14 protein-coding genes are annotated in these 15,373 nt (G+C 52.9%); 11 read left to right on the plus strand and 3 right to left on the minus strand.

Translation table 11 applies throughout. The annotated features are described in order from the left end of the window. Nucleotides 1-284: 284 nt before the first annotated feature. The 8 genes from CF651_RS32930 to CF651_RS22455 all read left to right on the plus strand — a co-directional run bounded on the left by CF651_RS32930 (nt 285) and on the right by CF651_RS22455 (nt 6,994). Nucleotides 285-473 carry a cytochrome c oxidase subunit 2A gene (locus CF651_RS32930; RefSeq protein ID WP_245856097.1) on the plus strand — a complete coding sequence of 63 codons (189 nt, stop codon included), beginning with the start codon at nt 285-287 and terminating at the stop codon, nt 471-473. 26 nt (nt 474-499) lie between these two features. Continuing rightward, the gene (locus tag CF651_RS22425; protein ID WP_094017117.1) at nt 500-970 is read left to right on the plus strand and encodes a cytochrome c oxidase subunit II; all 471 of its coding nucleotides are present in this window, start codon (nt 500-502) and stop codon (nt 968-970) included. A 29-nt stretch (nt 971-999) separates the two neighbouring features. Beyond that, a complete protein-coding gene (locus tag CF651_RS22430) occupies nt 1,000-2,652 on the plus strand; it encodes a b(o/a)3-type cytochrome-c oxidase subunit 1 (protein ID WP_094017118.1) in 1,653 nt (550 codons plus the stop codon). Nucleotides 2,653-2,799: 147 nt separating this feature from the next. Beyond that, nucleotides 2,800-3,261 (plus strand): hypothetical protein, encoded by a 462-nt coding sequence (locus CF651_RS22435; protein ID WP_094017119.1) that lies wholly within the window; start codon nt 2,800-2,802, stop codon nt 3,259-3,261. 42 nt (nt 3,262-3,303) lie between these two features. Then, a complete protein-coding gene (locus CF651_RS22440) occupies nt 3,304-3,957 on the plus strand; it encodes a response regulator transcription factor (protein ID WP_094017167.1) in 654 nt (217 codons plus the stop codon). Continuing rightward, a complete protein-coding gene (locus tag CF651_RS22445) occupies nt 3,950-5,068 on the plus strand; it encodes a PAS domain-containing sensor histidine kinase (protein WP_094017120.1) in 1,119 nt (372 codons plus the stop codon). The genes CF651_RS22440 and CF651_RS22445 overlap by 8 nt, the downstream gene beginning before the upstream one ends. Before the next feature lie 660 nt (nt 5,069-5,728). Continuing rightward, nucleotides 5,729-6,277, plus strand: coding sequence for a DoxX family membrane protein (locus tag CF651_RS22450; RefSeq protein WP_094017168.1), 549 nt, complete (start codon nt 5,729-5,731; stop codon nt 6,275-6,277). Between the two features lie 177 nt (nt 6,278-6,454). Then, entirely contained in the window at nt 6,455-6,994 is a 540-nt protein-coding gene (locus CF651_RS22455) for a hemerythrin domain-containing protein (protein WP_094017121.1), read from the plus strand. A gap of 106 nt (nt 6,995-7,100) precedes the next feature. Here the strand turns inward: CF651_RS22455 and CF651_RS22460 are convergent, their stop codons facing one another. After that, the gene (locus CF651_RS22460; protein ID WP_094017122.1) at nt 7,101-8,333 is read right to left on the minus strand and encodes an aminopeptidase; all 1,233 of its coding nucleotides are present in this window, start codon (nt 8,331-8,333) and stop codon (nt 7,101-7,103) included. A gap of 167 nt (nt 8,334-8,500) precedes the next feature. On the opposite strand from CF651_RS22460, the gene CF651_RS22465 reads away from it, so the two are divergent. Beyond that, entirely contained in the window at nt 8,501-9,922 is a 1,422-nt protein-coding gene (locus CF651_RS22465) for an S-layer homology domain-containing protein (RefSeq protein ID WP_094017123.1), read from the plus strand. A 98-nt stretch (nt 9,923-10,020) separates the two neighbouring features. On the opposite strand, the gene CF651_RS22470 is transcribed toward CF651_RS22465, so the two are convergent. Further along, complete coding sequence (locus tag CF651_RS22470; protein ID WP_342746608.1) at nt 10,021-11,574, minus strand: type 2 periplasmic-binding domain-containing protein; 1,554 nt, start codon at nt 11,572-11,574, stop codon at nt 10,021-10,023. Nucleotides 11,575-11,848: 274 nt separating this feature from the next. Between CF651_RS22470 and CF651_RS22475 the strand changes: the two genes are divergently transcribed. Both CF651_RS22475 and CF651_RS22480 read left to right on the plus strand, forming a co-directional pair. Then, the gene (locus CF651_RS22475; protein WP_094017124.1) at nt 11,849-13,321 is read left to right on the plus strand and encodes an FTR1 family iron permease; all 1,473 of its coding nucleotides are present in this window, start codon (nt 11,849-11,851) and stop codon (nt 13,319-13,321) included. 32 nt (nt 13,322-13,353) lie between these two features. Then, nucleotides 13,354-14,091, plus strand: a complete 738-nt coding sequence (locus CF651_RS22480) for a hypothetical protein (RefSeq protein WP_094017125.1) — start codon at nt 13,354-13,356, stop codon at nt 14,089-14,091. A 76-nt stretch (nt 14,092-14,167) separates the two neighbouring features. Here CF651_RS22480 and CF651_RS22485 read toward each other — a convergent pair whose 3' ends face one another. Continuing rightward, a complete protein-coding gene (locus CF651_RS22485) occupies nt 14,168-15,238 on the minus strand; it encodes an LLM class flavin-dependent oxidoreductase (protein ID WP_245856098.1) in 1,071 nt (356 codons plus the stop codon). Between the last annotated feature and the right edge of the window lie 135 nt (nt 15,239-15,373).

Here is a 15,373-nt window from a genome sequence, read left to right on the forward strand (position 1 = left end):
AACGCTCTTGTAATTTGCATGCACATGAATGACGAACATCGGAAAGCCGTATGAGGGAAAACCTCACGTACGGTTTGATGAGGAGGGGCTGAATAATCAGCCCTTTACTCTAGTAAGAAAGTATAAATTTCCCAACCTTCGGCTACCTTGACAAACGCATGCCATCTGGAAAGATGGCGAAACCGTTTATCCTTGTCATGTGAATTACATCACAGCATTCGGCACCCGACAGCTTCTATAATGAATCCATCAGATGCAGACGCGTCGATTGGAGGGGTTCGAATATGAATACCGGTTTGCACGAAGTGGATAAAGCTCAGCCGTCCCGGTCCGGGAAGGACGAGGCGCCTGTTCACAACCAAGAAGGCAAGGAGCCGGCGCTGCGGGGCACTTTTGCGAGCGTCATGATTCTGGGGGCGTTCATTCTCGCCACCTGGGCCGCCGTGTTCGTCTTATACCTGGTTCGACAATAAGGGGAAAAGAAAGAAGGGGAACGTACATGCATATGCATCGTTTGGAAAAAATGTGGCTGACCTTCGGCTTGGTCATGCTGTTTGTCTTTTTGGGGGTACTGGGCGTGTCGGCTTTCGCCATGGGGCTTCAGCCCCCGAGTGAGCACCATCATATGATCGATCCGACGAAGGTGTCGGAGACCGCTCCGTTCGACAAGCCGGGCATTCAAAAGGTTGCGGACAAAGAATACGAGGCCGTTATGGTCGCCTTTGCCTTCGGTTATAACCCGGACAAGATGGAGGTTCCGGTCGGCTCCACGGTTCATTTTACAGTGACAAGTCAGGATGTCATTCACGGGTTCGAAATTCCGGGAACGAACGTGAATATGATGGTCATCCCTGGGGAAGTGAGCCAGGTTTCGCACAAGTTCACGAAGCCGGGCGAATATTTGATTCTGTGCAATGAGTACTGCGGCACCGCGCACGAATATATGGCGACGAAGATCGTCGTGAAATAATAATTTCCTACAGAAAAGGAAGATTTCCTATGGATACCATGCAACCGAAAGCATTTGACCGCAAAGACGGGGCGCTGGTCATGGCGCATATCTTGTTCGCTTTCTTCGCGCTGCTCCTGGGCGGGATTGCGGGCCTGCTGCAGAGCTTGGTCCGGGGCGGCAATATGACTCTGCCCGGAGGGATCGGCTACTACCAGCTGCTAACGGCGCACGGGGTGCTGATGGCGCTCGTGTTCACTACTTATTTCATTATCGGCTTTCTGTATTCGGGAGCCTCGATTACGCTTGGCGGCCATCTGCTGCCGCGGGTAAACCGGCTCGGCTGGGCGGGATACGGACTGATGACGGTCGGCGGGCTGCTTGCGCTCGCCATGATTTTGCTCAATAAAGCGAGCGTCTTGTATACCTTCTACGCGCCGCTGAAGGCTTCGCCGTATTTTTACATCGGTCTGGCTCTTGTGGTCATTGGAAGCTGGCTGAGCGGCTTCGGTCTTTTTTATCAATACCGTTATTGGAAAAGAACGCATCAAGGCAAGCTGTCGCCCTTATTCGGCTTTATGGCCGTATGTACGATGCTGCTGTGGCAGATCGCAACGATCGGTGTTGCCATCGAGGTTGTGGTGCAGCTGATTCCTTGGTCGTTCGGCTGGACAGAGCGTATTAACATTATGCTGAGCCGTACGCTGTTCTGGTACTTTGGCCATCCGCTCGTCTACTTCTGGCTGCTGCCCGCTTACATGTGCTGGTACGTCATCATCCCGAAATTGATCGGGGGCAAAATTTACAGCGACGGGCTCGCCCGGCTGTCCTTCATTCTGCTGTTGATGTTCTCGATCCCTGTCGGCTTCCACCATCAGCTGATGGAGCCCGGAATCAGCCCGCTATGGAAATACATTCAGGTTGTATTGACCTTCATGGTCGTTGTACCTTCACTAATGACGGCATTCTCGCTGTTTGCGATGTTCGAGACGAACGGGCGCGCCAAAGGGGCGAAGGGGCTGTTCGGCTGGCTGAAGGTGCTGCCGTGGAGCGACGTCCGCTTCTTCGCGCCGTTCGTCGGGATGCTGACGTTCATCCCTGCGGGAGCCGGGGGGATTGTCAATGCGAGTAACCAGATGAACGAAGTTGTGCATAATACGCTGTGGGTGACAGGACACTTTCACTTGACGGTCGCCACGAGTGTGGCGCTGACCTTCTTCGGCATCACGTACTGGCTGATTCCCGTTATCACTCAGCGGGTAATGACGCCGAGAGTCAACAAGCTTGGCATGCTCCAAACCGTTATCTGGTGCGTCGGCATGTTCTTCATGTCGGGCTCGATGCATGCGGTAGGCCTGCTTGGTTCGCCGAGACGGACGGCCTATACGACCTACGGCGACCATCCCGATGCCGTGCTTTGGATGCCATATCATGTGGCGATGGCTATCGGCGGGATTGTTTTGTTCCTCGGACTGCTGCTGATGATTTATAACGTCATCGCGCTGCTTCGCTGCCCGAAAGGGGTCACGGAATATCCTCTCGGGGAAACAATGGAGCCGGAGGAGGCGACGCCGCGTTATCTCGAACGCTGGGGGATGTGGATCGCGTTGACGGTCGTGCTGATTATGTTTGCTTATACCATACCGGTGATGGATATGTTCGGTCCGATGCAAACGGGCTCGCCAGGCTACAAAACCTGGTAAGCCGCGGGCCGTCCGTATCCGCAGGCGCAAGCCGTGGAACCGCAAGCCGTTAACCCTCTTGCCAGGGGTTGGCGGCTTTTCTTGCCGGAATGGGGAACGGGTCCGGAGAGGCGGCTTATGGAAGAGAATCCAAGGGAGACGATGAGGATGGAACAAATAAGGAAGGAAGAAGCGTTGGCCGTAAGGCTCGACCGGTTCAAGCTGGATACCCGCAGCGATTTTGCCGGTCTGGCGCTCCCTTTGGATTCGGAAGGGGGGCAGCTGCAGTGGAGCTTTGTGGCGGGGAATACGAACCGGCGCTATGAACGGATGCGGGTAAAGCGGGGAAGAGGCCTCGCCGGGATGGCTTGGCAGATCGGCCGCCTGCTGACCTGGGATGCGTCGATGGAGGAGACGGCAGTCAAGGCTCCTGAGAAGCGGAGCCTGTATCTCGACTGCCCGCTGCTGCTGGCCGAAGGGCTGAAGGCTGCGGCTGCGGTTCCGGTTCGTTCCGGCGGTGTGGGGAACGATTGGCTTTTGCTGGTCGGCAGACGAACCCCCGAGGCTTATTCGGTAACGGAGATTGCGTATGTTCAGGCTTGCGCTGCGGAGCTTAGGGATTTAATATAAGAGCGAGCGCAACGTACGGAATCTTGGGGGGGCTTAGCAATGATGATCAAGCTGGGGATTGTAGACGACCATGCGGTTGTCCGTTCGGGGTTAATGATGCTGTTGAACGCGAGGGAGGATATAGAGGTGGTCGGGGAGGCCTCCGAGGGGGATGAGGCGATCGCCATGGCCGGCGAGCTGCATCCCGATGTCATTCTGATGGATTTAAACATGCCTCACGGCAAGGACGGATTGACGGCTACGAAGGAAATTAAACAGCTGCTGCCGGAGACGGCGATTCTTATTTTGACGATGCATGACGACGAGGAATATTTGTTTCAGGCCATCCATGCCGGCGCATCGGGCTATATTCTGAAAAGCGCCCCGCACCAGGAGCTGGTGACGGCCATCCGTACGGTGTCGGCGGGCGACGCTTACTTGTATCCGTCGGCTACCAAACGGCTGATGGGCGAATATTTGGAGCAGCTTCGCAGCGGCGGGGCCAAGGAACGGACCGATATGCTGACCGAGCGGGAGAATGAGATCGTTTCGCTTATCGCCAAGGGCTACAGCAACAAGGACATCGCAGAGCAGCTGATTATCAGCGTCAAGACGGTGGAAACTCACAAGTCTCATGTGATGGAAAAGCTGGGGTTTAAAACACGCCCCGAGCTCGTCAAATATGCGATGAAAAAGGGGCTGCTGAATTTTGAATAAACCGGATCAGAAGCGTTATGAGGCAATCGGCGAGCATGTGGACGAATTGATATCCAAGCTGGAGGCGCATATTGACGATCCGGAGGTTCGATCGGATTTAAAGCAGTCGCTTCAGCGGCTGTCGGAGCTCAAGTTCGCGCTGGACGAATCCTCTATTGTTGCGGTGACCGACCGGCAAGGGGCGATCCGGTACGTGAACGATAAGTTTTGCGAGATCTCCAAGTACAGCAGGGAGGAGCTGATGGGCCGGGATCATCGGATCATAAATTCGGGCTACCATGACCGGACTTTTATGAAAGGTCTATGGGATACCATCTCCGCCGGCCAAGTATGGCGCGGTGACATCCGCAACCGGGCGAAGGACGGCAGCTTGTATTGGGTGAACACGACCATCGTGCCGTTCGTCAATGAGCAGGGGAAGCCGCACCAGTATTTGGCGATCCGCAATGAGGTGACGGAGCTGAAGCGTGTCGAGGCGGAGCTGCAGCTGATGATGAAGCAGGTGATGAACATCCAGGAGGAGGAGCGTAAGCGCTTTTCCCGCGAGCTGCATGATGGCATCGGTCAAAGCTTATTCTCGCTGCTTATTCAGCTGGATCGACTTATTATGGAGGACGTCCACCCGGAGCTGGAGAAGCTGCGCAACCATGTCTCACATATTATGGAGGATGTGAGGGGACTGGCCTGGGAGCTGAGGCCGTCGGTTCTGGACGATCTGGGCGTCGTGCCGGCCATCCGCACCTACATCGAGAATTATTCCGCCCACTACGGCATTCGGGTTCAACTGGATACGAGTCTGCGCAGACGGCTGGGGGCTCAGGAAGAGACGACGATTTACCGTACGATTCAGGAGGCGCTGACGAACATCAGCAAATACGCCGACGTGGATGAGGCGCAGGTGACGGTTCATGACTTGCCGGACCGGGTAGAGGTGTGCATCTCGGATCAGGGCAAAGGCTTCGTGAGAGATCCGGGCGCGGCGGGCGTAGGCTTGTTCAGCATGGAGGAGAGGGCCCGCACGGTCGGGGGCCAGCTAACGATCCATTCCGGTGTAGGAAGCGGTACCGAGATCAGGCTGATTCTGCCCAACCGGGGAAATCATGCCGGGTAGTCGTAAAGTATACCTACCGTATTGCAAAGAGCAAGGCGCTGCTAGAAAGGATCATTATTCACGGATAAGAATACCGGCTTTCAGACCGGATAGGAAGAAAAGAAGTAGCACAAAGCACAGAGTAGAACGGAGGGAGCCAGGTGTGGGTGGAGGAGCGGAGCGTCCGCCTTTGAAACTTGTGTTCTACCGCTGCTTGGTTGGATTCAAGGAACACGAGGTTCAACAGCGGCCGGAGCCCTACACCTGACTCCCTCCCTGTGTACAAACAACCCAAGGACGCCGCAAGGCGTTTTTTTCTTTCCCTGCACCAGGCTGCCAAGGCCGTACGGCCGGTTCAAGCCGAGCGCCGGTCTATGGGGGAGCTACCGCATCATTTCTCCGATTCGCAGGCTTCGCCAGCATGAATCGGGTGCTGTTCAAAAATAGGCAAATGCTTGTGATTTCTATCACAGCTGCATCGTATAGGATATGGTAAATTATAGCCATGGAGAGGTTAATCAACACTCCGGATCCTGCAAGAGCGAAAGGGGAATGGAGACCATGCCTGCATTCTTGATCAATCAACGATCTCACGACAGATTATTTTTTTATTGAATACATGTGAAAAAAATCACGAATTATTTAATTCACTCATTTTACACTCAAATGGAGGAGCTGGTTATCATGTTGAAATGGATGCGGGAGAATGTTTACGCGGCAGGCGTGCTTTTTATCTTACGGGTGTATGTAGGCTGGGAATGGGTAACGGCAGGATGGCATAAGCTGACGGGAGGCTTTGACGCGACAGGCTTTATCAAGGGTGCGGTAACCAAACCGATTGTCGATAAAGCAACCAATGAGCTGGTGTATCCGACGTTCACAGCGTTCCTCGAGCATTTTGCCCTGCCGCACGCGAACTGGTTTAACCTCGTCATTCCTCTTGGTGAGTTTTGCGTAGGGTTAGGATTGATCTTGGGTGCCCTGACCACCGCGGCCGCATTTTTCGGATTGCTGATGAACTTCATGTTCCTGATGGCCGGTACGGTAAGCACGAACCCTTGGCTGATTCTGCTGGGCGGACTGGTGTTTATGGCCGAAACGAATGCCGGTAAATTCGGGGTGGACTACTACCTGATGCCGATCCTTCGCAAAATGGCTGCCAACCGGAGAAAAGGCGGCAACCACACGAATCATACCGCAGGCGGCACACATAAAACCCTGCATGCCTAGAACGGCAAGCGAATAAAGCCCTTGCTTGTGAAACGGCCTTAAGCCATAAGCTTAGGGCCTCTTTTTATGTGGAAAAAAAAGGACCAAGTCCGTGTGACAAAACGCACATACAACCGGGGGGCACCGTAGTAATCTTTAGGGTATAGGCAATTAAACGTTCGCTGGAGGTGGGGAACCATGAATATGCCCATGAAGCCGCAGGCTGATTCGGGTACCGCTCATATAACGGAGCTGGCGGTGGTGTTGGACCGGTTAAAGCAGGAGCATAGTGAATTGATGCAGGTGCTGACCGAAATGGAAGAGCAGGCGGTTCAGGCGGAGTTGGAAACCGACAAGCATCGGGCGTTAGGTTCCTTGCTGCATCTGAGGTTGTGGACGTTGGCCTTCAAGGAAGAGCTTGACCGCCACTCCGAGTGGGAAGAGAAGGAGCTGTTTCCTTTTTTGAACGCTTATTTTCGCCATTCCGCCTTCCCGACGGTGATGGCATCCTTTTTGAGCCTTGAGAAGGACCATGAGCTCGCGATGAACTATATGCAGTCATTTCTGCGATCCGTTCATGCTTTGAAATCGGATTCCGATGCCATGCGTATGAAGCAAGCGGCCGCACTGCTGACGCATGCTTGCCGTATATTGCGGAGCCATTTGGAGAAAGAGGAGCAGCTTGTGTTTCCGATGACGGAGAAGGTTTTGACGGATATCGATTCGTTATTTTCATAAGGGTAAAACATCAAGGGACTGCCGGCGGCAGTCCCCATTTTTTATTTTGCTGCGGATTTGCCGGCAGCCCTTGAAGGGCTCCGCCTTCACTCGTTCCAGTACCGTCCTAGAACGCCCAATTCCCCTTGTGGAATATAGGCTCTTCCTTACCTTCCGCGGTGACTCCGAAAATATCCATTTCGGCGGAGCCGATCATGAAATCCACATGGGCGATGCTTGTATTGAGCCCGCGCGCTTTTAACTCGTCCTGCGACAAGCCTTTGCCGCCCTCAAGACAAAAAGCGTAGGCGCTGCCGATCGCCAGATGGTTGGAGGCATTCTCGTCGAACAATGTGTTGTAGTACAAAATGTTCGATTCGGAAATCGGGGAGCGGTGAGGTACCAGCGCAACCTCGCCCAGGTAATGCGAGCCTTCGTCCATCTCGATCAGGCCTTTGAGCGTGTCCTCGCCCTTCTCCGCCTTGACGTCGACGATTCTTCCGTTCTCAAAGGTGAGGGTGAACCCGTCGATGATATTGCCTCCATAGCTTAACGGCTTCGTGCTCGACACTTTGCCGTTCACTCCCGAAGCCAGCGGCGCCGTAAAGACTTCCTCGGTCGGCATGTTCGCGACAAAAGCATTGCCCTGTTCATTGATGCTGTCGGCGGCAACCCAGATATGGCCCTCAGGCAGCTCGATCGTGAGGTCGGTGCCCGGAGCGAGGTAATGAAGCTTTTTATACTTTTTGGCGTTCAAATAATCGGATTTTGCATTCAACGTGCGGATATGCTCTTCCCAAGCGGAAGTCGGATCGGGCTGATCGACGCGTACTGTTTTCAGAATCGCCTCCCACAGCTTGCCAACCTGCTGCTCCTCAGGCACATCCGGGAACACCTTCGCTGCCCAAGCCCGGGAAGGGGCGGCAATGACACACCAGCTGAACTTGTCGGACTGCATGTACTGGCGATACTTCGCCATGGCTTTTCCATAGGTTTTCTGGTGATTGACGATCCGCTCCTGAGCGACGCCCTTGAGCAGATCCGGGTCGGCCGATACGATGCTGATGACGGCAAAGCCTTTTTCCGCCAGCTCGGTCATTTCGCCTGCATACCATTTGGGCTCCTCCAGGAAAGATTCGTCGGGAGCAAGGTCGTAGCGCAATCGGGACACCGTATCATCGGTCCAGTTCACTTTGACATGGTACGCTCCGGTTTCGTAAGCCTTCTTGACCAGCAGTCTGACGAGCTCCGCCGAATCGATAGCGGCGTTAATGACAAGCGTCTGTCCTTGCTGAATGTTGACTCCTACGTTGACGACGATTTCGGCGTACTTGGATAACAGTTCTTGGAATTGGGACATAGGGCGGCCACTCCTTGGAAAAGTTTTTTCTTTCCTTATTGTAGCAAGAAAAAGCGATATAACAAAATTCGACGCCCGCTAGGTATCCGGAAGGATTGCCCGGTCTTAGGATTCGTGCCATAATTTTCTGGTATTCGAAGTCAGATCAGCTTAAGGAGCCGTGAGATATGGGGAAGCTGCATAACACGCTTGTGTCCTTATTGGCCGCGTCATTGTTCATCACAGGAGGGATGATCCACCCTTCACAGGCTGGTGCAATTGCACATGTGTCGAATTTCACAATCAATAAGGGAGCCCATTCGTATGTGATTGCCGGGGAAAAAATACGTTACGATTTTTTGGATGATGCGGCATCAACCACCCTGACCTCCTCCGGTGTTGAATACTCGACGGATAACGGCGCTACCTGGATCGCAGCCCAAATGGACCTCCCTGCCTACCTGCATACGTTTACGCTTCCGCTGGACCCGAAACTGACATCGGCCAAATTTCGCCTCACCGCTTACTTTGAGCCGATCTTAGGCAGCAACAGCATCTCCCATGAAATTATCGGACCGTATCAAATCTTACAGCCTTCGGAGGTGACGGACTGGGAGGCCAAATCGAATAAGGACGGTTCCGTTTTATTGACCTGGAGCGATAACTCCAACATGGAATCGTATTATCAAATAACCAGGTCGGGCCCGGACGGCATCAAGACGTTTACCGTACCCGATACAACCGATACGATGGGGCCCTTAACCTATCTGGATAAAGCGACGGACAAATACCACGATACGTTCTACGTATATTCCATTCAGCCGATCATCGATAAATACCCGATTTCGCCGAACAACACACCAGGGATAAGCTACCTATGGGCGGTTACCGACGCTCCCTTTGCCAATGTCAAGGTAACCCTTCCGAGTAAGGTCGTTACCGATCTGGATAAGGTCGTCGTCAAGCCCGGCACCTCCGATAACAAAATCGATCCGTCGATCACCCGCCTCGAGCTCAACAGCCAAATGGTGGGCAGGCTGGACGATGTGCTGGCCAAAACCAAAGTGAATGTGTTCGACGGGGCAAGCGCTTGGGCGCTTCCTGAGCTCAAGCAGGCGTTCACACTTGGCTTGACGACAGGGGAAGTGCTGGGCAAATACCAGGAGCCGATCACGCGCGAGGGCTTCGCCGGCATCGCCGTCAAGCTTTACGAGGCGTTAAGCGGCAGAAAGGCGGAAGCGGCGGCGCCGAATCCGTTCAAGGATACGGCCAATGACAATGTGCTTAAGGCCTATAAGCTCGGCATCACCGGAGGGGTATCGGAGGATACCTTTGCACCCCAAGCGACCATCACGCGTCAGGAAATAAGCGTCATGCTGCTGCGTGCCGTCAAAGCGGCTCTGCCGGACCGGCCGTTGAAAACCGGCGGCGAGCTGGCGTTCACCGACGCTTCCGACATTGCCGGGTGGGCCCGGGAGGCAGTCCGGTTCGCTGTCAGCTACAGCATTATGAACGGCCTCGACGGCAACCGGATGGACCCGCTAGGCCAGACGACCCGGGAGCAGGCAATCGTTTTGGTGAAGCGGACCTACGATGCGTTCAGCAAGTGAGGCATTGCATTAAATATATACGAAAAAACCTGAATTCCAGCGAAAGGAATTCAGGTTTTTTGCTGTTCTTCATGGTTGAAGCTCACAGGTGGCTCAGCTTACTTATTCGAGTAGATCGAGACCCCGTCTTTATTGTTATATCTTTCGGTGGCCTCTTTAATAATCTCGTTGCCGCCCTTGGACTTATATTCCTCGATTACCTTCGGCCAGTCCGAAATCGGCTCCTTGCCGTAAATCATTTTGACCATGTGATCGACAATGAGCTTCGGACCGGTGTCCCCAAGCGGCGTCAGGTCCGGATACTTCGAGAAGGCTTTCAGATCCGGGTTAAAGCCGATGCCAGGGAGCCCTTCCTTGGACAGCACATTATTGAATGCCGCCAAAATATCTTGGCCGTCCTTGCTCAAGTCCAATTGAAGCTTATTGTAGGTTGCATCATTGGCCAGCCGCAAGGTTGTACGGAACGACTCCTCCTGGGTTTCCTCTTTATTGGTCGGGAATTTGTAGTTGATCTTGCCGTTGTCTACGGTGTAATTCTCGCCCTCTACGCCCAAGCTGAAAAACTTGTCTGCCTCATCGGTCGTCATCCATTCAATAAACTTCATAATAGCGATGGCTTTATCTTTATCGACATTCTTATTGATATAGTAAGCGCTCACCATAGGGGAATAAAGGAAGTAGCCGCCTTTGCCCTCAGGTCCTTGCGGTGAAGGGATCACATCCACTTTAGCGGTTGGCGCCACGGCTTTGATTGTCGTTCTAAAGTCCTTGAGCCCCGTTCCGACATTGGCGGACCACATGCCCGCTTTGCCTGCGTTAATGTTCTTACTGTAATCGGTAGAGGAAATCGTCGCGAAATCCTTCGGAATCAGGCCCTCGTCGTACATCGTTTTGTATACTTGGAGCGCTTTTTGCGTATTCTCTACATCGAAAAACTTCGGTACGATTTGGTCGCCCTGCTTCTCGAATTGATCTTTATAAGGAAGGACGTCGAAAGCGCCCAAGATCACATCGGCGTATTTGAAATTTTCACGCATCTGGTAAGGGTTCTCTACGCCCAGCTTCTTAAAGGCGCGCATGACGTTCAAGAACTCGTCGACCGTTTTCGGTGCCTGCAGGCCGGTTTGCTCCAGAAGATCGGTCCGAATGTACGTGCCGCGGCGGGACGGGTTCGTTAAATAGCTCGGGATGGCATAAATTTGTCCCTTATAGCTCACGGCATCCCAGGCTGCTTTCGGTACGGTCTTATATACCGTCGGCGCGTACTGCTTCAGGAGGTCATCCAGCGGCATGAAGACGCCGGCTTCCACAGACCCGGACATGTCTTTACCCGTGGGCAAATCCAGACTTCCAAGCACATCCGGGATATCGTTGCCGGCGAAGAGTACGCTCATTTTCTCCCGCTGGATCAGCCGGACATCCAATTCGGTATTCGTCAGCTTATTGAGCCGCTGAATCCATTTATCCTTGTTCAAATCAGGTGAACGTTGAGCGTAGCCGTCCCCTGTCGTCACAGGGTAAGCGATGGAAAATTTTACAGGCTTACCGGCTGCCGTATGATTGTCTGTATTTTCCTTGCCGCTGGAGCAGCCTGCCAAGGTACCGGCTCCGAGAGCCGTAATCATCACTAGACTTACTGTTTTTTTCATCATTTTTGTCTTCCCACCTCATTTCTTATGCTTAGGCATTATCATAACTTACATTCGACAAATTGTTACACCGATTAAATTACGGCCGCTTGTGTTTTTTTATGATGGATGAAACGGCATGAAGGGGATCAGGAAGATTATAAATGTCATTAATATTTTGATTTTGAGTATATTGACGGGGAAAAGAATACCCAGTAAAATAAGATTCGATAATGATTCTCATTATTAAATAGTCTATAAGTAGATATCTTATCGTTAACCGATTTGGGGGATGTTCATGCGCAAACAGCTTTTGATACGATTCGTCCTGCCATTCCTTGTCTCTATACTGCTATTGCCTCAATTTGTCCTTGCAGCAAGCGAAGGGATCGAGAATATGGTGAAAGCGGAAGCTTTTATCTCTCAAGCATTGACCACCGCCAAGGAAGATCCGGTGAAATCGAAGGCATCGTACGATCAATTTCATGATCAATGGATGGATGTAGAGGAAACCGTGAAAGCGGACTCGAAATCGGCCTATAGAGATATTGAGGCTGAGATGGGGCAAGTCGATTATGCCTTCATGATCAATAAACAGGAAGACATTGTCTCCGCATTGGACAAATTAAAACAAGTTCTGGAGCGCTACATACATGGCCAGTACGGCAATGGGGCTGAAGCGCCGGAAGAAAACGTAACTCTCACAGGCTTTGTTGCTCTACTGGAGCAAGCGAAGGAGCTGACGCAGAAGCATGACCAAGCCGCATCGCTTGCTGCGATCGGCAAAGTTAGAGAAAGCTGGCTAAGCGTTGAAGGTCATGTCGTGGCACAGTCTGCATCCGTGTACAGTGATTCCGAGCGGGATATGGTCGTTGCCAATGCCATGCTGACGAAGCAGGAGTATGACAACGCGGCTAAAGTTCTGGCTACGATGATTGCGTATCTTACACCTTTGGCGCAAAAAACATCTTACACGTACTGGGATGCCGCCATGATTCCGATACGTGAAGGATTGGAGGCCTTGCTCGTCGTAGGCGCATTGCTGGCCTTTGTAAAAAAATCCAACGTTGCTAAAGGAGGACGCTGGGTATGGTCCGGTGTCATTGCAGGACTTCTGCTCAGCGGAGTCATAGCCGTTATCGTCAAATTTGTATTTTCATCCGGGGCCTTCGGCACGAATAACTTTCTCATTGCCGGTTGTACGGGAGTTTTTGCCGCTGTCATGCTGCTCTATATGAGCTATTGGCTGCACAGCAATTCGAACGTGAAGAAGTGGAACGCCTACATTCAGGCAAAGACCGAGACCGCCTTGTCTACAGGGCGTATCGTCTCCCTCGGCATTCTTTCCTTCCTGGCCATATTCAGAGAAGGAACCGAGACCGTACTGTTTATTATTGGGATGGTCAATCAAATCAGCGTTCAGCAGCTGATTGTTGGCATTCTGCTGGGCTTGGGCATCCTGATTATTATCGCGGTTCTCATGCTGTATGTGGGCATGAAGCTGCCGATCCGCCCGTTCTTCCTGGTTTCAAGCTTCATCGTGTTTTATTTATGCATTAAGTTTACAGGCCTTGGCATTCACAGCCTGCAGCTTGCGGGAGTGCTGAAGACATCGAACAGCTCCGTCTTGCCGAGCATTGATTTTCTAGGGTTCTTCCCGTCCTGGGAAAGTGCCCTGCCGCAGATCCTGATTGCAGCGGCTGCTGTCGCTTTTGTTATCGGGAGCCGCATCAGCAAAAGGTCTGCCAAACCGTCATCTATTACATCCTAATGAAACCATAAACTTTGCTCGGAGGTATTCGTATGATTTCAAGAAAGCTCCTGACAGGATCCATTGCCCTTATTGTGGCGCTGGGCCTTTCCGCTTGCGGTTCACAAGGCAGTCCATCCGTTCCGTCCAGCCCTAAGGAAACAGCACCTGCAGCCGGGAAAACCGTATCGGATGCTGCGGTTGTAGAGGGCACCGCCAAGCTGCTAAAAACGGCAAAACAGCTGAAAAAATCGGCGACAGCCGGCGATGAAGCGAAAATAAAGGAAACAGGACCCAAGCTGGAGGAAATTTGGTCCTCCTTTGAAGACGGCGTCAAGCCCAAGTATCCGGATGCGTATGAGCAGGTCGAGAAAAGCCTGAATCCGGCGATTGCGGCAGCTAAAGCCTCACCTGTCGACAAGGAAGCCGTCATTAAAATTAACGATCAACTGATTCAAGCCCTGTATGATTTATCTCAAAAATTAATTTCCGTTGATCAAATCAAAGCCGGAGTGGCGACGCTGCTGGGTACGGCGAACGAGCTTAAAAAAGAAATTGAAGCCGGTAATGAAGCGAAGGTCAAAGAGCTGGGGCCTAAGCTGGAGGCAACCTGGAGCACCTTCGAGGACGGCATTCGACCGCGGAGTGCAGAGCTTTATGAGAAAATCGAAAAAAGCCTGAACCCGGAAGTGGCCGGCTCGCAAAAAAGCCCGATGGACAAGGCCGTGCTGTCCAAATTGAACGAAGAGCTCATACAGACTTTGAACGAAACCATGCAAAAGATAAAGTAATTTACAAGGGGAAACGAGAGCGAGAAGGAAGAGAGACTGCCGATGTCGGCAGTCTCTTTTGCGTTTTGGCTTAAGCTTATGCTTTGCTCTCCCGTTCAAGCTCCCTGCGTACAATAGGGGCGACCTTCGTACCCAGAAGCTCAATAGCGCGCAGCACCTCGCGATGCGGCATGGTACCGACATTGACGTGCAGGAAGAAGCGGGTCACGCCCAGGTTTTTGCGCAGCAAAAGTATTTTTTTCGCGACATACTCAGGATCGCCGACATAGAGGGCTCCCCGGAGGGTACGCGCGGCGTCAAAGGTTGCACGGGTGTATGGCTGTCCCCATCCCCGTTCCCGCCCGATAACGTTCATCTGAGCCTGGGTGGAAGGGAAAAATAAATCTGCAGCCTGCTCGTTCGTCTCTCCGACAAAGCCGTGCGAATGCGTCGCAATCGCGAGCTTCTCCGGATTGTGTCCGGCACGCGCTGCGGCCTGCTTGTACAGGGAGACCAGCGGGGCAAAGCTTTCCGGCATCCCGCCGATGATGGCGAATGCTATCGGAAGACCCAGCGTTCCGGCCCGGATAGCGGACTCGGCCGTGCCGCCGCTTGCGATCCATACGGGCAGCGGGTCCTGCACGGAACGCGGGTAAACTCCGAGGTTATGAATGGCCGGACGATGACCGCCGCCCCAGGTCACTTTCTCCGAGGCGCGGATTGCAAGGAGCAGCTCCAGCTTCTCCTCGAATAATGCCTCGTAATCATCCAGACTGTACCCGAACAGCGGAAAGGATTCGATGAACGAACCCCGTCCGGCCATGATCTCCGCCCGTCCGTTCGAGATGCCGTCCAGTGTGGAGAAAGCTTGATATACTCTTACCGGATCGTCCGAGGACAGCACAGTCACCGCGCTTGTCAAGCGGATGCGCTTGGTCATGGCTGCGGCTGCCGCCAGCACAACAGCGGGAGAGGTGCCCGCGTAATCGGCCCGGTGATGCTCCCCGATTCCATAGACGTCAAGACCGGCCTGATCGGCCAACACGATCTCTTCAACGGCTTGCCGCAGCCGCTCTGCATGACTAATGACCACTCCGGTCACCGGGTCCGGTGTAGCCTCCAAAAACGTACTGATTCCTATTTCCATATGGTTTGCCTGCTCGGCCATTAAAACCGCCTCCTTCTATACCTCTACTTTACTCGTTTTTTTATAGTTTCTCAACTTTAGTAAGTTATGTACGAGGACATTCGAAGAGGCATGAGACGTTATTTTGAGAAATGGCGGCTTCATGTATAGGAAGGC

Source organism: Paenibacillus rigui, assembly GCF_002234615.1.
In the GTDB taxonomy this organism is placed as follows: Bacteria; Bacillota; Bacilli; order Paenibacillales; family NBRC-103111; genus Paenibacillus_S; species Paenibacillus_S rigui.